Raw genomic sequence first — 20,206 nt, 5'->3', positions numbered from 1 at the left:
GATGGCGTGGCTTCGAAAAACCAGGCGGTCCGAGCCGACGGAGCCTTCCAGCGAGGGGGCGGGTTCGGCCGCCGAGCAGGCTCCGGCGATCAAGGCCCCACCGCGCGGGCCGGGCTGGATCGGTGCGATCGTCGTCGCCACGGCTTTGGTCTCGGCCATTGCGACCTTCCTGATCCTGGCGGGCGTGATCCGCGTGACCCCCACGCCCACGGTCGGCGTCACCCTTCTCGGCATCAACGTCGCCCTGGTGCTCGGCCTCGTCGTCATCATCGTGTGGGAGGCGCGGGTCTTCTTCCACGCCCGCAAGGCGAACGCGGCGGTGGCGCGGCTTCACACCCGCATCGTCGGGCTGTTCAGCCTCATCGCGATCCTCCCGACCGTACTTCTGGCGGTGGTGGCGGCCGTGACGATCGATCGTGGACTGTCCCTCGGCTTCACCGACCGCGTCCGCGACGTGGTCCTGAAATCGGTCGAGGTCGCCGACGCCTACCAGGAGAACCAGTGCCAGAGCTTGGCACGGGAGATCCGCATCCTCACAGACGACCTCACCCGGGCACGACCGAATTTCGACGTGAACCGCGAGTGGTTCCAGACTTTTCTGACGACCCGGGCGACGGCGCTCGGACTGCCGGTCGCCGAGATCATGCGCGGCCCCACCGAAGTGGTGGCGAGGGCCAAGATCGACATCATCAAGGAGCGGCGCCTGCCCTCCGCCGCCGCCTTCGAGGAGGCGGCGAAATCAAGTGACCCGATCTGCCTCGTGCCGAGCGAGGGCCGCGTTTTCGCCGCGCTCCTGCGGATGCCCGCCTATGACGGGGCCGTGCTCCTGGTACAGCGCGAGGTCAGCCAGCTCGCCATCGAGTTCCCCGGCGTGTCGCGGGCAGCGGCGGCCGAGTACCTCACCTACGATTCCCTCAAGCGATCGATCCAGATCACTTTCGCCTCGGTCTTCGTGCTGATCGCGCTCATCGCGCTTCTCTCGGCGGTGTGGTTCGGGCTCAATTTCGCGAACCGCTTCGTGGCGCCGATCCGGCGGCTCATCAATGCCGCCGACCAGGTCGCGTCGGGGAATTTCTACGCGCAGGTGCCGGCCAAGAAGACCGATGGCGACCTCGCCCATCTCGGCGAGAGCTTCAACAAGATGACGCAGGAGCTGCGCCGCCAGCACGATGGCCTGATGGCGGCGAGCGATCTCATCGACCGCCGGCGCCGCTTCACGGAAGCGGTGCTCTCGGGCGTCTCGCCCGGCGTCATCGGGGTCGATGCGGCCGGACTCGTGACGATCGCGAACCCGGCCGTGGAGCGCACCCTCGGTGTCAAGGCCGAGGCCATCATCGGGCAGTCCCTGACGCAGGTCGTTCCAGAGCTGCAGAGCCTGTTCCCGGACGGCGTGGAGGGCCGCCAGCGCGCCCTTCAGCAGCAGATCCAGCTGACCCGCGACGGGCGCGAGCGCACGGTGACGGTGCGGGTCACGAGCGAACAGGCGCAAGGCGGTGCGCGCGGCTTCGTCGTGACCCTCGACGACATCACCGATCTCGTCTCGGCCCAGCGCACCTCGGCCTGGGCGGATGTCGCCCGTCGCATCGCCCACGAGATCAAGAACCCGCTGACCCCGATCCAGCTCTCGGCGGAGCGGATCCGGCGCAAATACGGCAAGGTGATCGTCGAGGATCGCGACGTCTTCGATCAGTGCACCGCGACGATCGTGCGCCAGGTCGACGAGATCAAGCGGATGGTCGACGAGTTCTCGTCCTTCGCGCGCATGCCCAAGCCCGCCATCGCCCGGAACGACCTCGGCGAGATCGCGCGCCAGAACCTCTTCATGATGCGAGTGGCCCACCCCGACATCGCCTTCGGCTTCAAGGGCGAGGAGGAGGGCAGCCAGCCGCTCACCGCCGCCTTCGACATCAGGCTCCTGTCGCAGGCCATCACCAACATCCTCAAGAACGCCGTCGAGGCGGTGATGGCGGTACCCGAGGCCGAGCGCGGTCAGGGGCGTGTCGACGTCGCCCTCGTCGAAGAAGACGGATTCGCGGTGATCGAGGTCACAGACACCGGGAAAGGCTTCCCTGCCGAGGGACGCCAGCGCCTCCTCGAGCCCTATATGACGACCCGCGAGGGCGGCACCGGGCTTGGCCTCGCCATCGTGAGCAAGGTGCTGGAAGAGCATGGCGGCGGGATTGAGCTGAACGACAATCCGGCGGGGCGCGGCGGGCAGGTGCGCATGCGCATCCCGCGCGAAATCGCACCCGCCGAGACCATCGATGAGACGCGGGGGCGCCACGCCGCCGCAACGGATGAGAAGGGCGCCGCACGGACGGGCCCCGAAATCGCGGAGATCCTGACATGAGCGCCGACATCCTGATCGTCGACGACGAGGCCGACATCCGCGACCTCGTCGCCGGCATCCTCGACGACGAAGGCCACCGCACCCGCACCGCCGGCGGCTCCGACGAGGCACTGGCCGCCATTGAATCGCGACGGCCCCACCTCGTCTTCCTCGACATCTGGCTGCAGGGCTCGCGCCTCGACGGACTGCAGGTGCTCGACCAGATCAAGGCCGGCCATCCCGACCTGCCGGTCGTGATGATCTCGGGCCACGGCAACATCGAGACCGCCGTGGCGGCGATCAAGGCGGGCGCCTACGACTTCATCGAGAAGCCGTTCAAGGCCGACAGGCTGATCCTCGTCGCCGAGCGGGCGCTCGAGACCTCCCGGCTCCGGCGCGAGGTGCGGGACCTCAAGACCCGCTCGGGCCAAGCGAGCCGGATGGTCGGCGGATCGGTGGCGGTGAACCAGCTCCGCCAGACCGTCGACCGCGTCGCCCCGACCAATGCCCGCGTCATGATCCTCGGGGCACCCGGCTCCGGCAAGGAGCTCTCGGCGCGAACGCTCCATGCCGCGTCGAGCCGCGCGAACGGCCCGTTCGTCGTCATCAACGCCGCCACGATCACGCCGGAGACGATGGAAGCGGAGCTTTTCGGCGTCGAAGCCGGGGAGGGCCGCGTGCGGCGCGTCGGCGCCCTCGAAGAGGCCCATGGCGGCTCGCTCTACATCGACGAAGTCGCCGACATGCCGCGCGAGACCCAGAACCGGATCCTGCGGGTCCTGGTGGACCAGAACTTTCAGCGCGTCGGCGGCACCACGCGGGTGCATGTGGACGTGCGCATCATCTCGTCCTCCTCGCGCGATCTCGCCGAGGAGATCGCATCGGGCCGCTTCCGCGAAGACCTGTTCCACCGGCTCTCGGTCGTGCCGATCCGCGTTCCCTCGCTATCCGAGCGCCGCGAGGACGTACCGGAACTGATCTCGTTCTTCATGGATCAGATCTCCGGCGCAACCGGCCTGCCGCGCCGCCGCATCGCCGAGGATGCGATGGCGGTCCTGCAATCGCATGACTGGCCCGGCAACGTCCGCCAATTGCGCAACAACGTCGAACGCCTGATGATCCTCACCCATACCGACCCGGATCAGGAGGTCAGCTCGGAGATGCTGCCGACCGAAATCGGCGCCCTGGTGCCGACGACGCCGAATGGAGCCGGGGGTGAGAAACTGATGAGCCTCGCTCTGCGGGAAGCGCGCGAGATCTTCGAACGCGAGTACCTCATCGCCCAGATCGCGCGGTTCTCGGGCAACATCTCGCGCACCGCCGAATTCATCGGCATGGAGCGGTCCGCTCTCCATCGCAAGCTGAAGTCCCTCGGCATCGGCTCGTGATGAGGCAGGGGACCGATCCCTTCGGATCGGCTCATCCTCCTCTTGCATCGCGCCAGCATTGCACGTGTAATAGCAACGCCTGCCGATACTGTCGTAAAGTCGTGGGGGCGACTCGCGGCGGTCCCGATTGAAGAGAACCCGTCCCAGGCGGCGGGCTGCATGGTTAAACAAGGACAAGAAAAATGGCGGCTGAACGCTCTCAGAACCTGCAGGACACGTTTCTCAACCACGTCCGCAAGAACAAGATTCCGCTCACCATCTTCCTCGTCAACGGCGTCAAGCTGCAGGGCGTGGTGACATGGTTCGATAATTTCTGCGTGCTCCTGCGCCGAGACGGCCATTCGCAGCTCGTCTATAAGCACGCGATCTCGACGATCATGCCCGGGCATCCCGTTCAACTGTTCGAGCCGGACGAGGTTGCTCCCGAGAAGGCGTGAAGGCTGATAAAGCCAATACCGGTTCGTCGCCTTCCGAACTCTGACGCAGGGCGATGATGGCCGTTGAGTCCTCTGTGCGCGCGTGTCGTTCTCCAACCCTTGTCTGTGGCCGGTAAAGGCCCATTGTCTCTTGAGGCAGGACGAGGTTCGCGAAGACTCGATGACAGAGATATTGACGCCGGGCGAGGCACGGCTCCAGGCGATGGCGGCTCCCGAAGGCGAGATCGCCGCCGCGACCCATACTCTCGTGGTGGGACCCTACCTTGCACGGGCGGCTTCGAGCGGCAGCCGGAGTGACGCGTCTCGGGCCACGGATGCGCGGCTCGACGAAGCGGTGGGCCTCGCTGCCGCTATCGAGCTCGATGTCGTCGAGGCGATCAGCATCGCCCTGCCGCGCATCAGGCCGGCAACCTATCTCGGCAAGGGCCGAGTCGAGGAGCTGGCCGGCGTGATCAAAGCCCGGGAGATCGGGCTTGTCGTCATGGATTGCGCGCTGTCGCCGGTGCAGCAGCGTAATCTCGAAAAGGAATGGGGCGCCAAGGTCATCGATCGCACCGGATTGATCCTCGAGATCTTCGGGCGTCGCGCTTCGACCCGCGAGGGGCGGCTCCAAGTGGAGCATGCCCATCTCGCTTATCAGAAGAGCCGACTCGTGCGGTCCTGGACCCACCTCGAGCGGCAGCGCGGCGGCTTCGGCTTTCTTGGCGGCCCGGGAGAGACCCAGATCGAGGCCGACCGCCGCATGATCCAGGAGCGGATGACCCGGATCGAGCGCGACCTCGACAGCGTCACGCGCACACGCGGCCTGCATCGCGAGAGCCGCGCCCGCGTGCCCTACCCGATCGTGGCACTTGTTGGGTACACGAATGCCGGCAAGTCGACCCTGTTCAATACCCTCACCAACGCGACGGTGAAGGCGGAGGACATGCTTTTCGCCACCCTCGACCCAACGGCCCGGGCGACGAAGCTCCCGCATGGCGAGACGGTGATCCTGTCCGATACCGTCGGTTTCATCTCGGATCTTCCGACCTCGCTGATCGCTGCCTTCCGGGCGACCCTGGAGGACGTGATCGAGGCCGACATCCTCCTGCACGTGCGTGACATCTCGCATGGCGACACGGAAGCGCAGGCCGAGGATGTGGGGGGAGTCCTGCGCGAGCTCGGCATCGAATCGCATGCCGACCGGATCATCGAGGTCTGGAACAAGGCGGATCTGCTCGATGCCGACGAGCGCACGCGGCTGCTCAATCTCAGCGGCACGGGCCGCAGCGATCGAGATAGCGACGCTCCCGTGCTGGTCTCGGCTCTGACGGGTGAGGGGCTCGCCGCGCTGACCGGCCGGATCGAGGCCCGGATCGCCCGTCGTCGCTCGACCTTCGCGGTAACGCTACCTCCCGAGGATGGCGGTGCTCTTCACTGGCTCTACGAGAACGCGGAGGTTCTCGACCGCCGGGAGGAGGAGGGCGGAACCATCCACCTCGCCATCCGGGTCGCTCCCGAGAAGGAGCCGCGCTTTCTCAACAGGTTCGACGGCGCCAAGCGGCTGAGTCGTGCGGGCTAGAAATTGCTAGGTCTCTCCGCACAGCCCAAGCTCGCCGCTAATCCGAATCGAAAGTGCTCAAGTCGCGTAGTTACGACCTGAGCACCGGTGGTGCGGATATCGGGTCTGCAGGATATCCGCGGTTTAGATTATGGTGATCAGGGCTGCAGGACGCCGTTGACCACGTGGATGACACCGTTCGACTGCATCACGTTGGCGGTGGTCACCGTCGCGGTGTTGCCCTTGGCATCGGTCACGAAAACCTTCTTGCCCTTCGACGTCACCAGAAGCTGGCCGCCATTGGCGGTCTTGAGCAGGGCCTCGCCGTTACCCTTCTTGACCTCGGCCATCAGGTCCTTGGCAGTGTAGGTGCCGGGCACCACGTGGTAGGTCAGGATAGAGGTCAGAGTACCTTTGTTCTCCGGCTTGACCAGCGTATCGACCGTGCCGGGCGGGAGCTTCGCGAAGGCGGCGTTGGTCGGCGCGAACACGGTGAAGGGACCGGGGCCAGAAAGCGTCTCGACCAGGCCGGCCGCCTTTACGGCGGCGACGAGCGTGGTGTGATCTTTCGAGTTGACCGCGTTCTCGACGATAGTCTTCGAAGCGTACATCGGCGCGCCGCCGACCATCGGATTCTTGGCGAGTGCGGCGACCGGAAGGGCGGCACCGAAGGAGAAGGCGAGGGCGGCAGCGGCAGCAGTTGACGTCCAAGAACGGCGTGCATTGGTCATCGTGAACATATCCTCGTGTTCGACCCCAATTTGGGGCGATGGGCTGCTCTACGGCGGGGCTCGGAGGAAAGTTTCACACGCATTAAGATTCTGTTCGGCGAAGGTGGGCAGCACGCAAACGAAAACCGCCGGACCCTGAAGGATCCGGCGGCGAGAGAGCTTTCGAAATAGCCGGAGCAGATTAGCGCTCCGGTCGGCCGTATCAGTACTTGCGGATGATCGGAGCCGGAGCGACGGCGGCGACCGGGGTCGGCGAGTACAGCGGCACGATCAGACGGCCCCAGACTTCGGTGGTCTCACCGCGACGAACGGCGGTCGCGACGGTACGAGCAGCGTAAACCTGGGCCGTGAACGGTCCGAAGTCGTAGCCGATGAGGCCGCCGAGCGAGAAGTTGCCGCGGTTGTTGAAGGCGAGGCTGCGGGCGCTGGTGTCGAGGTTGACGGTACCGTAGCCGATGGCGCCGATCTCGAACTTGCCGAACTTCTTGGTCGCGGTCAGGTCAAGGTTGAGCGAGTCGGAGATGATGAACGGACCACGGGTCCCGGCGAAGTTGTTGCCGCCGAAGGTGGCCGGCGAGTCGTAGAAGTTGCCGGTCAGGTTGGCGGTCAGGTTATAGCCGTCGCCAGTGTAGCTGATCGCGATGCCGGCGCGGTAGGTGTTCGACGCGAGCTGCGGAAGTACCGGCGAGCCGATGCGAGCGCCAGCGTTGTTCACGAGAACGCCGCGGTCACCGTTCAGCTCGTTGAGGTAGACACCACCGAGCAAGCTGACGCCGACATTGCCGCCGAGATCGAAGGCCCAGATACCACCGACGAAGGTGCCGACGTTGATGGACAGGTCACGAGCGCCCTGCGGACCACCGTTCTTGCCGAAGGCGAAGACGGTAATAGGAGCGACGAGCAGTTCGATACGGCCGCCGAGCGGAACCAGCGGCGTCGACCAGACCAGCACCGGAATGTTGACGCCGACGTCGACGCTGCCCGGACCGGTGTTCTCGTTAATACGGTAGACGAAGGTGTTCAGGGCGTAGATGCCCTCCGGCAGCGGAGCGCCGGTGGCCAAGCCGACCTGCTCACCAGGAACAGTGGTCGTCTGGGCGAAAGACGCCGTCGCCGTCATGCCGACGGAGAGCGCCACCGCTCCTGCGGCGAGTCAGTTCTTCAACATTTTCTCTGTCCTTCCCAAGGATTTCAGGTAGCGTCCGCGACGCAGCCTTGCATATCGGCCCGAACGTCCGCCGCTTGGTCGCGACGTGATCGTCGGTCTGACATGCGGCCCCCCATTTGCGGCCCCAAGTCGCGTCTCAACGCTGGGAACTATTCTACAGGTTCGCCCCGAAAGACAGAGGGATGCTCGCCAGCGGGGCAGTTCCAAATCGACCGTTGCGCAAAAGCCGCAATTTGGATGCACTGCAGTGAAAGGTCTTGTTAAGATCTAGAGGAAGTCGCAACCTATGTTGTGCAATGTACCGCATATGGTCTTCGACAGAATACCACAAAGCTTTCAATCGCTTGCCTAAGCCTCGAGGCGGGAGAATTGCGCAAACCAGGCGGGAGGGTCGGGCATGTCCCCCTCGCGTCGCGAAAGCACCTCTTGGCCGCGGACGACGCCCTGAAAGGCGAAAAACCGCTCATCCCGCCCGAATCAGAGGCCACCGGACTCGAGCGGACGCAGCGCGGTCATCCGCGCCGGGCGGTGCCGCGAACCTTCCGTGGGGGCTCAAGGAGGGGCCGACGGGCCAACACGTCTCGCAGGAACCGACCCGTATGGCTCGCCTTCGATGCCGCGATCTGCTCCGGGGTGCCTTCGGCCACGACACGGCCGCCGCCGTCGCCGCCCTCGGGACCCATGTCGATGACCCAATCGGCCGTCTTGATGACTTCGAGGTTGTGCTCGATCACCACCACGGTGTTGCCTTGGTCGACGAGCTCGTGGAGCACCTCCATGAGTTTCGCCACGTCGTGGAAGTGCAGGCCGGTCGTCGGCTCATCGAGGATATAGAGGGTGCGCCCCGTGGCGCGTTTCGAGAGTTCTTTCGAGAGCTTCACCCGCTGCGCCTCGCCGCCCGACAGAGTCGTCGCCTGCTGGCCGACCTTGACGTAGCCGAGGCCGACCCGTGCCAGCGTCTCCATCTTCTCGCGAATCGAAGGCACCGCCTTGAAGAGGTCGGCAGCCTCCTCGACGGTCATGTCGAGGACATCGGCGATTGAGCGGTCGCGATACTTCACCTCGAGCGTCTCGCGATCGTAGCGGCGTCCCTTGCAGACGTCGCAGGTCACGTAGACGTCGGGAAGGAAGTGCATCTCGATCTTGATGACGCCATCGCCCGAACAGGCTTCACAGCGGCCGCCCTTGACGTTGAACGAGAACCGCCCCGCCTGGTAGCCTCGCGCTTTCGCCTCGGGCAGGCCTGCGAACCAATCGCGAATCGGCGTGAATGCGCCCGTATAGGTCGCCGGGTTCGAGCGCGGCGTGCGTCCGATCGGCGACTGGTCGATATCGATGACCTTATCGAGGTTCTCCAGCCCCTCCAGCCGGTCGAAGGGCGCCGGGTGCTCCATCGCCCCGTTCAGGCTTTTGGCCACCGCCTTGTAGAGCGTGTCGATGATGAGGGTGGACTTACCGCCGCCGGAGACGCCGGAAACGCAGGTGAAGGTGCCGAGCGGGATATGGGCGGTGACGTCCTTGAGGTTGTTGCCGCGCGCGCCTGCCAGCGTCAGCCGGCCCTTGAGGGCCTTGCGGCGCGCAGTGGGCGTGCGCACGCTCATCTCGCCGGTGAGGTACTTGGCGGTGATCGAGGCGGGGTTCTTCAAAACCTCGGCGGGTGTCCCCTGGGCGATGATGCGGCCACCATGGATGCCGGCTCCAGGCCCGACATCGACGACGTAATCGGCCTGCAGAATCGCATCTTCGTCGTGCTCGACAACGATGACCGAGTTGCCGAGGTCGCGAAGGCGCTTGAGGGTGCCGAGCAGGCGCTCGTTGTCGCGCTGGTGCAGGCCGATCGAGGGCTCGTCGAGGACATAGAGAACCCCCGTCAGTCCGGAGCCGATCTGCGACGCGAGGCGGATGCGCTGACTCTCGCCACCTGACAGCGATCCCGAGCCGCGGGCGAGGGTGAGATAGTCCAGCCCGACATCGACGAGGAAGGTGAGGCGGTCGCGGATCTCCTTGAGGATGCGCGCGGCGATCTCGTTCTGCTTGTCCGTCAGCTTGCCCGAGAGTTCGGAGAACCAACGATGCGCTTCTCTCACCGCGAGAGAGGTGACCTCGCCGATATCCTGCATGGTGACCTTGACTGCCAGCGCCTCCGGCTTGAGGCGCTTGCCGGCACAAGCGGCACAGGGCGTCTCGCTCATGAAGCGCGAGATGTCCTCGCGGGCGGCGTCGCTCTCGGTCTCCTTGTACCGGCGCTCGAGATTCGGAATCACGCCTTCGAACGGTTTGTTCACCGTATAGGCACGCAGGCCGTCATTATAGGCGAACCGGATCGAATCCCGGCCCGAGCCGTAGAGGACGATCTGGCGGGCACTCTCGGGCAGGGCCGACCAGGCAACCGTCGTCTTGAAGCCGTAATGCTCGGCAAGCGCGTCGAGTGTCTGGCCGTAATAGGGCGAGGTCGATTTCGCCCAAGGGCCGACGGCACCGCGCTTCAGGCTGAGCTTTGGGTCCGAGATCACGAGCTCGGGGTCGATGCGCATCTCGTGTCCGATGCCGCCGCAGGTTGGGCAGGCGCCGAAGGGATTGTTGAACGAAAACAGGCGCGGCTCGATCTCCGCGATGGTGAAGCCGGAGACCGGGCAGGCGAAGCGGGACGAGAAGGTGATCTCCTCGCCGTCTGCAGGATCGGCGAAGGCGAGCAGGGCGATCCCATCCGCGAGTTCGAGCGCAGTCTCGAAGGAATCGGCGAGCCGGCTGGCGATGTCGGCGCGCACGACGATACGGTCGACCACCACGTCGATGTCGTGCTTGAGCTTCTTGTCGAGCTTCGGCGCCTCGTCGATCGGATAGTACTCGCCGTCGACCCGCAGGCGCTGGAAGCCCTTCTTCTGGAACTCCGCGATCTCCTTGCGGTACTCGCCCTTGCGGCCGCGCACCACCGGCGCGAGCAGGTAGAGCCTAGTCTTCTCGGGCAGCGCCAGTACACGGTCGACCATCTGGCTGACGGTCTGGCTTTCGATCGGCAGGCCGGTGGCGGGAGAATACGGGATGCCGATCCGCGCCCAGAGCAGGCGCATGTAGTCGTAGATCTCGGTCACGGTGCCGACCGTCGAACGCGGGTTCTTCGACGTGGTCTTCTGCTCGATCGAGATCGCCGGCGATAGCCCGTCGATCTGATCGACATCGGGCTTCGACATCATCTCGAGGAACTGGCGGGCATAGGCCGAGAGCGATTCCACGTAGCGGCGCTGGCCCTCCGCGTAGATCGTGTCGAAGGCGAGCGAGGACTTGCCAGAACCGGACAGGCCCGTGAAGACGACGAGGCGATCGCGCGGGATCGTCAGGTCGATATTCTTGAGATTGTGCTCGCGGGCGCCGCGCACGGAGATGACGCGCGCATCTCGAGCGCCATCGAAAAGCTTCTCGATCTCCGCGGCCTGTTTCGCAGCGGCTTTGGCTTTGGCCATGGGATCGCAGGTCTCTTCGCTGTCGTATCGGCCGATGGGAAGGGCTTGTGCTCACCGCCGCAGCATGTCGGTCGGCAACTGTTCGCGGGCAAGGGACACGCCAGGCTCGCTAGCGTTTCAGCTAGAACAAAAAGCGTACAGCGGCAATATCGGGTACCGGGACTTCAGCAGCCCAGCGTTCGGCCGAAGAACCTATAAAACCACATCACGAGCGGACCGATCCCGGCGAACAAACGCGCCCGCACGAGCACGGATACGGACCGGGCGGAAGGCTTCAGCAGAATCCGACAGAGAAACGTCACGTTAGCGGTCGAGCCCCGTCGACCATCGAGCGGATCGGGGAGCGTGCAGAGGGCTAACGGCGAGTTCTGAGTATCGGTGTCGCCGATCATCCATGGGGCTTCGACCTCGGCAAGGCATCGGCCCTAAGCCTCCACCGCCATGCTTTCCGAGGACATTCTGTCTAGCCGAACCATCGACGCGGATTAGGCAGGTGGGCCTCACGACAGGGTGGGACCGTCTGAAGCCTTGCTTGGGAGAGCGTGGCAAGGCTGGACTTATCGCTTCGAGCTGCGCCGATCTGACAGCGCTCCAGAAAAGACGACAGACCTGAATTAAGCCAACCGATCTATACACTGCTGGTACAAGAACGGGCCGCCCTGCATGGCAATCGTTCGGCAAAAAAATGGTTCTAGTTCAGCAATCTTTTGTAGACGATCTATCGATCATTGTCGCGGCGTTCAAAACTTTCTCTCAGAACGCCAAAAGCGACGTCGGCTGCGCGTAAACGAGAGATGGATACGTTCAGAGGCGCGTTTCGACAATCAAGGCTAGGTGACGTCATGATTCAGGGATGGGGTAATTCGTCGAGAGAGACGCAAGCCAAGCTGGAGGCTCTGTCGCGGTCGAGCGGGATCATCGAGTTCGATCTCGACGGCGTCATCCTGACGGCGAACGATCGTTTCCTCGAAGGGATGGGCTATCGTCTCGACGAGATCCGGGACCAACATCACAGCCTCTTCGTCGATCCCACCTACAAAGCGAGCACAGAGTATCGGGATTTCTGGGCGAACCTGCGCGCAGGGCGCTTCCAAGCCGGGGAGTTCATGCGACTGGGCAAGGATGGCCGGGAGGTGTGGATCGAGGCGTCCTACAACCCTGTGCTCGACCGAAACGGCAAGGCCGTCAAAGTCGTGAAACTCGCCACCGACGTCACTGCCCGTCGGATGCGCGACGCGGACCTGCAGGGGCAGATCGACGCAATCCGCAAGTCGCAGGCAGTCATCGCTTTCGATCTCGATGGCCAGATCCTGGAAGCGAACGACAACTTTCTGAACGTCCTGGGCTACGCATCTTCTGAGATCGTAGGGCACCACCACAGCCAGTTCGTCGAGCCGTCGATGCGGGAGAGCACCCAATACGAGGAATTCTGGGCTGCGCTACGCCGCGGAGAGTTCCAGGCCGGCCAGTTCAAGCGCCTCAGCAAAGATGGACGGGAGGTCTGGATCGAAGCCTCCTACAATCCAATCCTGGATGCGAAGGGACGTCCCTATAAGGTCGTCAAGTTCGCGACCGACGTTACTGCACAGGTCAAGCTGCTGACGGACCTGCAACGCCTGGTCGAGAAGAACTTCGGCGATATCGACGGTGCCATCGCCCGCTCCAACGAGGAATCATTGGCCGCCTCCGGCGCAGCGGAATCGACGGCGATGAACGTGCAGACCATGGCGGCGGCCGCCGAGGAGCTCGCGGCCTCGGTCAGCGAGATTTCTCAGAGCATGTCCAAGTCCCGGTCGGCGACCGATGATGCCAACGCCCAGGTCCATGCCGCCGGGCAGTTCACGCATGAACTCTCCCAAGCCGCCGCCGCCATGGGGGGCATCGTCGGGTTGATCCAGACCATCGCCGGACAGATCAACCTGCTGGCGCTCAACGCTACCATCGAATCGGCGCGGGCCGGCGATGCCGGACGAGGTTTTGCGGTGGTGGCGCAGGAGGTGAAAAACCTCGCGAACCAGGCAGCGCAGGCGACGCAGCAGATCTCAGGCGAGATCGATAGCGTGCAGACCCTTGCCAAGCAGGTTGTTGGGGCGCTCGGAACGATCGGGGCAGCCGTCGAGACGATGCAGGGCCACGTGGTGGCGACCGCAGCAGCGGTCGAGGAACAGAGCGTAGTCACGCAGGACATGTCCCAGAACATGCAGGTGGCTGCGGGGGCCGTGTCGGACATCGCGCGTAACATCCGCGGCATCTCCGGCTCGGTCTGCAGCGTCTCGCAGGCGATCTCGGTCACCAAGGAAGCGGTCCGCGTCTTGGCTCACTGAAGGCAAAGCCGGCCGATCGGACGCGGGCGGCAGGGACGAAACGAACGTCGGTCAGGATCAAAGCCCAGCCGAGGCGGTGGCTTCGTTAGGCGGACCTACGGCAATAAGCCGTCCTGACGAGCCGTAGACCGCCCCAAGCACATCCTCGTAATGCCGCACCACGACGCCGTGACATTCGCAGGCTACTTCAGCCACGGCCGGGCGATTCAGGATGGTGATTCGGCCGCGCCCGACCTCGATCAGGCCCTGCTGCTGCAGACTGCGGAGGATGCGGGTCAGGTAGGTCCTCTGGACGCCGAGCATCGCGGCCAGCAACTCATGGGTCACCGGCAGGACCGGAGTGCCGATCCTGTCCTGCAGGGTCAGGAGCCAGCGCAGGCAACGCCCCTCGATCGGATGTAGGGCATTGCAGGCGACGGATTGAAGGACCTGGGCGAGGAGGCAGTCGGCGTAGCGGGTGAACAGGTTGGCGACCGCGGGGGAGCGTCGCTTCGCCTCCTGCAGCTTGACCGCATCGATGCGCAGGACCCTGCCGGGTATCTGGATCACGGCTGAAGTGGAGGCGGGGAGGCAACCGGCACTGACGACGCCGCCGACGGCGCCCTCGCGGCCGATCGTGGCCGTCTCGGCGCTGCGCCCGTCGCGCATGGCGACGATCAGGGTCACCACCGCCTGATCGCAGGGAAACGAGATCGACGAGACCTCCTCCCCCGCCGCGAACAGCACCTCACCGCGCTCGCAGGTGCGGACCTCGAGATGAGGGACGATCAGGGCACGGTCATCCTCGCGTAGTGACCTCAGGAGGAGGTTGCCTTCGAACGGCACATGATCGGAGGCGAAGCGGGAAATCGTGGACATGAGGATGGGAATGATCGGATGAGAGACGGCCAGGGATGACCTCCGATCTACTGCAGAGCCTGCGGTCCGTCAGTCTTATTGTAGACAATGGCTGAAAGAATTCAGCCATCCTCATGGTGCGTTCGGATTAGGCCGTCCGGCGGTTCAGCCCTGTCCCGCCTCTTCGCCCTCGCCTAGGCAATCGAGGGCACGTTCCACTGCGGTCACGGCATCGAGCAGGTTCTGAACCGTCCGCTCGACCTCGCGGGTTGGACGCCCCATAAGTGCCGCGCGGGCGCTAAGGGCCTGGAGTTGGTCCAGGAGCCCGAACAGATCGTCTGCGACAGCTACGACGTCGGTCTCTGCGACGGCGGGCGTTGGACGCCGGAATTGAAGAACGTTGCTCATTGCGTCCATCTGCACGCAAATCCGGACAGAACGCCAGACGGCGAGCGCTTCCTGTCCAACGAATACTGCCAGTTCGGTTCGGCGATGTCGTGGTTTGGTCTCTTTTTGCGTGGCCGGGCGACATCACTTGCGCAGGAACCGTCGACGCCTCGTTCATCATGCGTTGACGGCGGGTACCAAGCGGCACCACCACGGCGAGGAACGGATCAGCCGGGAATTACCGTCATGCGACTGCGCCTCCTCCTCGTCGCCGCCCTGTGCGGCGGCCTTGCCGCCTGCAACAGCGCCGATACCGGCCCGAGCGGGCGCAGCGCCTTCTCGGAAACCTTCGACGCGAGCAATTACAAGCAGTCGAGCAACACCAACGGCACCCAGACCCGCCGCGACGTCAACCGCCAGTACACGGCGCCGAGCCTGCCATCGATCATGTTCCGCGGGAACTAAATCGGTTCTTTCCGGGACTTAGTTCTTGGCCAGCGCCTCGGCGAAGGCAGCCAAGCGGTTGCGGGCATAGACCGGAAGGCCGGCGCTGATCGAGGTGCCGGTGTTGAAGGACGAGTTGCCCATCAGCACCTGCGCCGGCAGCAGGTTCTTGAGCACCGGCACGCGGGCATATTCCTGCTTGCGCTCGAGCACATCCGCCTTGATCGCCAGCGCCATGTAGGTGGTGACGACGCTCTTGCCCGCGTCGCCCGGCAGCGGCTGGACCACCGCCAGGAACTTGCCGAAACGCAGGATCTGGTTGACCCAGAAGATCGTCTGTTCGAGCCCGCCGGTCACCGGCGTCTCGATGCCCGTGAGGGCCGACAATCCGGCCGCTTCGGCGGCGGGAAGGGTTCGTAGTTCGCTCTGGAACGAAACGAACTCGGCGACCTTCTTGGTCGCGCCATCCTCGAGCTTGTTGGCGAGCTTGACGCCCAGCGGTAGCTTGCCCTCGAGATCGTAGCGGGACTCGATGCAGACGGTGCCGGCATCGCACCAGGGGCGGTCGGGGCGCTTGGCGAAGGCCGCGGCCGGGTCTTTGGTCGGGGTGACGTCGGCAGGGGTGAGCGCCTTGTGCTTGATCACCGGATCCATCTTCGCGACGAAGGCGAGCGTCGCGTAGGACGAGAGGTCGACGGCCCCAGGGGCTTTCGGCAACACGAACCGCCCCTGCGCGACATAGACCTTGAGGGTCTCGTGGCGCGGCTTCGACACGCCGTTGACCGTGATGGTGTAGTCGGGCTCGGCGTAGCTGGCATAGGGCGCCAGGGCCGCGCGCTCGGCCGGTCGCGCCTTGCCCCAATCGAGATAGGGAATCAGGCCGCTTTCCGGGTTCGACGGGTTATCGCGGTGGTCGGTGAACAGGATCGTCCCGGGCTTGAGGCTGGAGAGCCCGGCCGCCGTGATCGACGGCACGTCCTTGACCCGCTCGGTGAGCGCGGCAGGGGTCTGCGCGGCGGCAGGCGTGGCCAGAACGAGGCCGAGAAGAAGGGTCGCCGGAATCTGCGTTTGCACGTCTGTGCCTTCGATGGTGGGGAAGGGCGCTCAGTAGCGCGGGTCGTCGCCGAAGAGATAGTCCGGATCCCGGCGGCGCGCGCGCGGATAGCTCTCCTCGTCGCCGAAGGGCGAGCGCTGGGCGCCCGGCCAGGGCTGGTAGACGTCGGCGTCGCGCCGGCCACGTTGAACCGAGCCTCGGCCGCCGAAGGGGTCGAGCGGTTCGACCTCGGCGCGTCGGCGCCTGAGCGTATCGAGGATGTCGAGATCGGGGTCTGTCCGGGATTCCGTATCGGGGTCGACGCCCTCAAGATCGCCGTCCTCGGCATCCGGCCGCATTGCGGTTCGGGTCTCGCCGGGCAGGAGCCGCGTGCGGGTATCGGCCATGCGTCCGTCCTTGAGCCGGAAATGCTCCATGAACCCGCCATCTGAGATCCGCTCGCCGGAGCGCGGATCGATCGGCAGGTCGACGAGATAGGGACGGGCCTCCGTGCTGGGCGGCGCCAAGGGGCTCTTGGACACGCCGTTGGCCCAGGCAGCCTGGAAGATGCTGCCGGCGATCGGCACCGCCACATGGCCGCCGGTCTGGCCGCGGCCCAGGGTCCGCCGGGTCCCGTCGGCATTGTCGTAGCCGATCCAAACGACGACGGTGACCTCGTTGGAGAACCCGGCGAACCAGGCGTCGTTCTCGTTCTCGGAGGTACCAGTCTTGCCCGCCACCATGCCGGAGATACGAGCCAGGGCCGCGGCGGTGCCATGATGGGTCACCCCCTGAAGCATGGTCTTGAGCTGGTAGAAGGCGACGCGGTCGGCCGATCCGATCCGCGCCGGCTCGCGCAGGCCGCGCTGGTAGAGGGCCTTGCCGTCGCGCTCGACGCCTTCGAGCACGTGAGGCGCGGGCCTCGCACCCTCATTGGCGATGGCAGCGTAGAAGGCGGCGAGATCGAGCATCCGCACCGGCTGCGAGCCCAGCACGAAGGGATAGTAGCGCTCGCACTCCGCATAAAGCTGCGCTTCGAGGGCGAGGTCACAAATCCGCTGCAGGCTCGCGGGCGCCGTCGGCGCGATGCCGCCCTGAAGCAGCCGAGCGGTGACGAGGTTCTTCGAGAATTCGAGGCCGCGGCGCAGGGTCGTCACGCCCGAGCCGCCGCCATCGTAGTTCTTCGGGCTCCAGGAATCGCCGGCGCCTCCGATCGGCGGGAGGGTGACGGCGGTGTCGAGAATGAGGGTGTTGGGCTGGAGCCCTGCGTTCAGCGCGGCGAGATAGGTGAGGGGCTTCAGGGTCGAGCCCGGCTGGCGCACGGTCTGCGTCACCCGGTTGAGCTGGCTCACCGGATAGGAGAAGCCGCCCGCCATGGCGAGGATCGCGCCGGTGCGGTTCTCCAGGACCAGGGCTGCGCCCTGTACGACGGGGCGGACCCGGATCTCGGCACGCGGCGTCTTGGCCTTGGCGTCGCGCAGCTTGACCCGGACCACGTCGTAGGTCTGGAGCCGCCCCCGCGCCGGGCCGGGATCGAGGCTGGCGATGCGCCCGTCGGCAAGCCCGACCTTCACGCCGTTGCGTCCGTTATCGAGCACCACCGCCAGGGGCCAGTGGACGTCGTAGAGAACCGGGCGAGCGGCCTGCAAGGCACGAAGCCAAGTCGGTTTCTCGGCCGGTACTTTCGGATCGCCGGCCTTGGCGCGGACGGTCGCCTTCGCCTCCACGGGCTTCGCGGCAGTCTTCTCCTCGGCGGGTTTGGCGACCTCGACCGGCTTCGGCGACGGCGTCATCGTCGCGGTCCTGGCTTCGCCGCCGACGAGGAGCGGCACGCCGTTGACCAGCGCGGGCTGGGACGGCTCCGCGGGTTTCGGCCCGGGCGCGGCCGGCGACGCGGGCACCGGCGCGGGACCACCTTCGAGCTTGCGGATCGCCTCGGCGAGGTTGAATTCCGGCCCCTCGTAGGCCTGTCGCCCAGTGCTGCGCTCGTAGGCCGAAAGCCCATCCTGCAATGCCGTCTCGGCCGCCCGTTGCAGGCCGGCATTGATGGTCGAGCGCAGCGTGTAGGAGGCGGCGGTGAGGGATTCGAGGCCCGCGAAGGTGCGCGCCTCGCGGGCGAGGTAATCGACGACGTAGAAGCCCGAATCGCGCCGGCTCGCCTCGGGCGTCACCAGGCCCAGCGGCGCGTTGGCGGCCTGGGTCAGCTCGGCCTCGGTGATGACGCCCTCGTCCTTCATCCGGGCCAGCACATAGGCGCGGCGCTCGCGGGCGCGGTCGGGGTACTTGTCGGGGCTGTAGTAATTCGGCCCCTTGGGCATTCCGGCGAGGAGGGCCGCCTCGGTGAGGCTGAGCTGGCCCACCGATTTGCCGAAATAGCTGCGCGCCGCCATCTCGATGCCGTAGGCGCCGCGGCCGAGATAGATCGCGTTGAGGTAGAGCCCGAGGATCTCGGGCTTGGAGAGGATGCGCTCGAGGCGTGCCGCCACGATCATCTCGCGGATCTTGCGCTCGTAGGTGACGTCGTCGCCCACCATGAGGTTCTTGACCACCTGCTGGGTGATGGTCGAACCGCCGGCCGGGCGCCCCGGCGAGGCGAGATTGCCGATGAAGGCGCGGATGACGCCGCGCTCGTCGATGCCCTTATGGGTCTCGAAGCGCTTGTCCTCGGCGGCGACGAAGGCCTTCTGAACGCGCACGGGGACGGTGGCGATGGGCACGACGAGGCGGCGACCGTTCGGCTCGAAGGTCTCCGAGAAGCGCTTGCCTGCCCGGTCGAGGATGAGGCTGACGCCGGGGAGCTTGGGGTCCTTCCACGTCTCGGCCGCCGGGAGGTCGGCGGCAGCCTTGTTGTAGAAGGCGATGACCGCCGCGGCGTCGAAGGGCGAGTTCGCCGGGCTCTCGCCCTTGCAGAACTGCCGGTAGCTCGTGTTGAGCTCCCCGATATCGAGCCCGTGCAGGAGCTTGGGCGCCCCCGCTCCCGCCACGGCGGTGGGGTCCTCCATGGCGGTGGAGATGAGGTCGTCGAGGTTGATGTCCTCGATGTCGAAGGCCTTGCGCATATGGGCGCAGCCGTCGCGCAGGATCTGCACCACCTGCGGCCCGTCAGTCGCCGGGTCGAACTGCGTCTTCACGGCGTCCGGCCGGGTCGTCACCTGGCTCAGCGTCAGGGCCGTCGCGAACAGCTTGATCAGAATGATGTTCATCGAGGGCGCGCGGGACCAGGCCTGTCAGGAGGCGCCGGGACCGTGCGCCTGAGAGGATGAATATGCGATGCACAAGGCGGCTGTTTTAAGATCGCACGCGTACCCGGCGACGTCCGGCGGCCTGAATCCTGTCGCGCATGATACGCGGCCACTCCTTCATATATGGAATAACCGAAGGAGGCCCCTCATCAGTCCCTTGGCCCCCCAATGCGAGTTGTTACGTGAAGCGTATCACGTAGCACGATCATGATTCAGAGCTTCGCAGACAAGCGCACCAAGGCGTTTTTCGAGGATGGCGAATGTCATCGGCAATGGCACTCATTCGAAGCCGTCGCCGGGCGAAAGCTCGATCTTCTCGACGCCGCCACGGACTTGGACGATCTTCGCTCGCCACCTGCAAATCGCCTCGAGCTTCTCAGAGGCGACCGCGCGGGGATGTACAGCATCCAGATCAACGATCAGTGGCGTATTTGCTTCCGATGGACCGCGCAGGGTCCGGAGGACGTCGGAATCCTCGACTACCACTAAGGCGTGATGCTTCACCTCTTGATCAGGCACCAAAACCTACAGCGATAACAAGGAGATCGGAGATGCCACGCGTTCGTACCCATCCCGGTGCAGTCCTTCTGGAGGACTACATGAAGCCGCTCGGCCTCAGCGCCCGGCGGGTGGCGGCGGAGATCGGCGTGCCCTCCAACCGGTTGTCGGACATCATCCGCGAGCGACGGGGAATGACGGCCGACACCGCGATCCGGCTCGGTGTCCGGTTCGGCACGTCGGCTCAGTTCTGGCTCAACCTCCAGAACGCGCACGACCTGTCCAGGGCGCGCGCGACCGGCGACTACTCGACAATCCGCAGTCCGGAATTGCAGACGGTGCCGACGCAATAGCGGATCGGTGGACTTCTAGCCGTTCGACCCCGCG

16 protein-coding genes are annotated in these 20,206 nt (G+C 65.4%); 8 read left to right on the top strand and 8 right to left on the bottom strand.

Annotation, left to right across the window (positions count from 1 at the left end):
* Nucleotide 1: 1 nt before the first annotated feature.
* The 4 genes from K2Y56_RS09370 to hflX all read left to right on the top strand — a co-directional run bounded on the left by K2Y56_RS09370 (nucleotide 2) and on the right by hflX (nucleotide 5,715).
* Nucleotides 2-2,350: a PAS domain-containing sensor histidine kinase gene (locus tag K2Y56_RS09370; RefSeq protein ID WP_292507105.1), complete on the top strand. Its 2,349-nt coding sequence runs from the start codon at nucleotides 2-4 to the stop codon at nucleotides 2,348-2,350.
* Complete coding sequence (locus K2Y56_RS09365; protein WP_292507104.1) at nucleotides 2,347-3,717, top strand: sigma-54 dependent transcriptional regulator; 1,371 nt, start codon at nucleotides 2,347-2,349, stop codon at nucleotides 3,715-3,717. The genes K2Y56_RS09370 and K2Y56_RS09365 overlap by 4 nt, the downstream gene beginning before the upstream one ends.
* 182 nt (nucleotides 3,718-3,899) lie before the next feature.
* On the top strand, nucleotides 3,900-4,154 hold the full coding sequence (gene hfq, locus K2Y56_RS09360; protein ID WP_292507103.1) for an RNA chaperone Hfq: 255 nt from the start codon (nucleotides 3,900-3,902) through the stop codon (nucleotides 4,152-4,154).
* A gap of 160 nt (nucleotides 4,155-4,314) precedes the next feature.
* A complete protein-coding gene (gene hflX, locus K2Y56_RS09355) occupies nucleotides 4,315-5,715 on the top strand; it encodes a GTPase HflX (protein WP_292507102.1) in 1,401 nt (466 codons plus the stop codon).
* A gap of 137 nt (nucleotides 5,716-5,852) precedes the next feature.
* On the opposite strand, the gene K2Y56_RS09350 is transcribed toward hflX, so the two are convergent.
* From K2Y56_RS09350 to K2Y56_RS09335, 4 genes are all read right to left on the bottom strand, one after another.
* A complete protein-coding gene (locus K2Y56_RS09350) occupies nucleotides 5,853-6,425 on the bottom strand; it encodes a fasciclin domain-containing protein (protein ID WP_292507101.1) in 573 nt (190 codons plus the stop codon).
* Between the two features lie 202 nt (nucleotides 6,426-6,627).
* Nucleotides 6,628-7,545 (bottom strand): transporter, encoded by a 918-nt coding sequence (locus K2Y56_RS09345; protein ID WP_292507133.1) that lies wholly within the window; start codon nucleotides 7,543-7,545, stop codon nucleotides 6,628-6,630.
* A 560-nt stretch (nucleotides 7,546-8,105) separates the two neighbouring features.
* Nucleotides 8,106-11,054 carry an excinuclease ABC subunit UvrA gene (uvrA, locus tag K2Y56_RS09340; protein WP_292507100.1) on the bottom strand — a complete coding sequence of 983 codons (2,949 nt, stop codon included), beginning with the start codon at nucleotides 11,052-11,054 and terminating at the stop codon, nucleotides 8,106-8,108.
* A gap of 164 nt (nucleotides 11,055-11,218) precedes the next feature.
* Complete coding sequence (locus K2Y56_RS09335) at nucleotides 11,219-11,446, bottom strand: hypothetical protein (RefSeq protein ID WP_292507099.1); 228 nt, start codon at nucleotides 11,444-11,446, stop codon at nucleotides 11,219-11,221.
* Between the two features lie 450 nt (nucleotides 11,447-11,896).
* On the opposite strand from K2Y56_RS09335, the gene K2Y56_RS09330 reads away from it, so the two are divergent.
* Nucleotides 11,897-13,378 carry a PAS domain-containing methyl-accepting chemotaxis protein gene (locus K2Y56_RS09330; protein WP_292507098.1) on the top strand — a complete coding sequence of 494 codons (1,482 nt, stop codon included), beginning with the start codon at nucleotides 11,897-11,899 and terminating at the stop codon, nucleotides 13,376-13,378.
* Nucleotides 13,379-13,435: 57 nt separating this feature from the next.
* On the opposite strand, the gene K2Y56_RS09325 is transcribed toward K2Y56_RS09330, so the two are convergent.
* Together K2Y56_RS09325 and K2Y56_RS09320 are read right to left on the bottom strand one after the other, a co-directional pair.
* Entirely contained in the window at nucleotides 13,436-14,236 is an 801-nt protein-coding gene (locus K2Y56_RS09325) for a Crp/Fnr family transcriptional regulator (protein WP_292507097.1), read from the bottom strand.
* 144 nt (nucleotides 14,237-14,380) lie between these two features.
* Nucleotides 14,381-14,623, bottom strand: coding sequence for a hypothetical protein (locus K2Y56_RS09320; protein ID WP_292507096.1), 243 nt, complete (start codon nucleotides 14,621-14,623; stop codon nucleotides 14,381-14,383).
* 225 nt (nucleotides 14,624-14,848) lie between these two features.
* Here K2Y56_RS09320 and K2Y56_RS09315 point away from each other — a divergent pair, with 225 nt between their 5' ends.
* A complete protein-coding gene (locus K2Y56_RS09315; RefSeq protein ID WP_292507095.1) occupies nucleotides 14,849-15,067 on the top strand; it encodes a hypothetical protein in 219 nt (72 codons plus the stop codon).
* A gap of 18 nt (nucleotides 15,068-15,085) precedes the next feature.
* On the opposite strand, the gene K2Y56_RS09310 is transcribed toward K2Y56_RS09315, so the two are convergent.
* Nucleotides 15,086-16,120 carry a hypothetical protein gene (locus K2Y56_RS09310; protein WP_292507094.1) on the bottom strand — a complete coding sequence of 345 codons (1,035 nt, stop codon included), beginning with the start codon at nucleotides 16,118-16,120 and terminating at the stop codon, nucleotides 15,086-15,088.
* Nucleotides 16,121-16,150: 30 nt separating this feature from the next.
* Nucleotides 16,151-19,282, bottom strand: coding sequence for a transglycosylase domain-containing protein (locus K2Y56_RS09305; RefSeq protein WP_292507093.1), 3,132 nt, complete (start codon nucleotides 19,280-19,282; stop codon nucleotides 16,151-16,153).
* 246 nt (nucleotides 19,283-19,528) lie between these two features.
* On the opposite strand from K2Y56_RS09305, the gene K2Y56_RS09300 reads away from it, so the two are divergent.
* Both K2Y56_RS09300 and K2Y56_RS09295 read left to right on the top strand, forming a co-directional pair.
* Nucleotides 19,529-19,810 (top strand): type II toxin-antitoxin system RelE/ParE family toxin, encoded by a 282-nt coding sequence (locus K2Y56_RS09300; protein WP_292507092.1) that lies wholly within the window; start codon nucleotides 19,529-19,531, stop codon nucleotides 19,808-19,810.
* A gap of 62 nt (nucleotides 19,811-19,872) precedes the next feature.
* Entirely contained in the window at nucleotides 19,873-20,172 is a 300-nt protein-coding gene (locus K2Y56_RS09295; protein WP_292507091.1) for a HigA family addiction module antitoxin, read from the top strand.
* The last annotated feature ends 34 nt before the right edge of the window (nucleotides 20,173-20,206 follow it).

It is taken from the genome of Methylobacterium sp. (genome assembly GCF_019745455.1).
Classification (GTDB): Bacteria; Pseudomonadota; Alphaproteobacteria; order Rhizobiales; family Beijerinckiaceae; genus Methylobacterium.
Note: the sequence above shows the minus strand (reverse complement) of the source record. Positions and strands in the feature narration are given on the sequence as shown.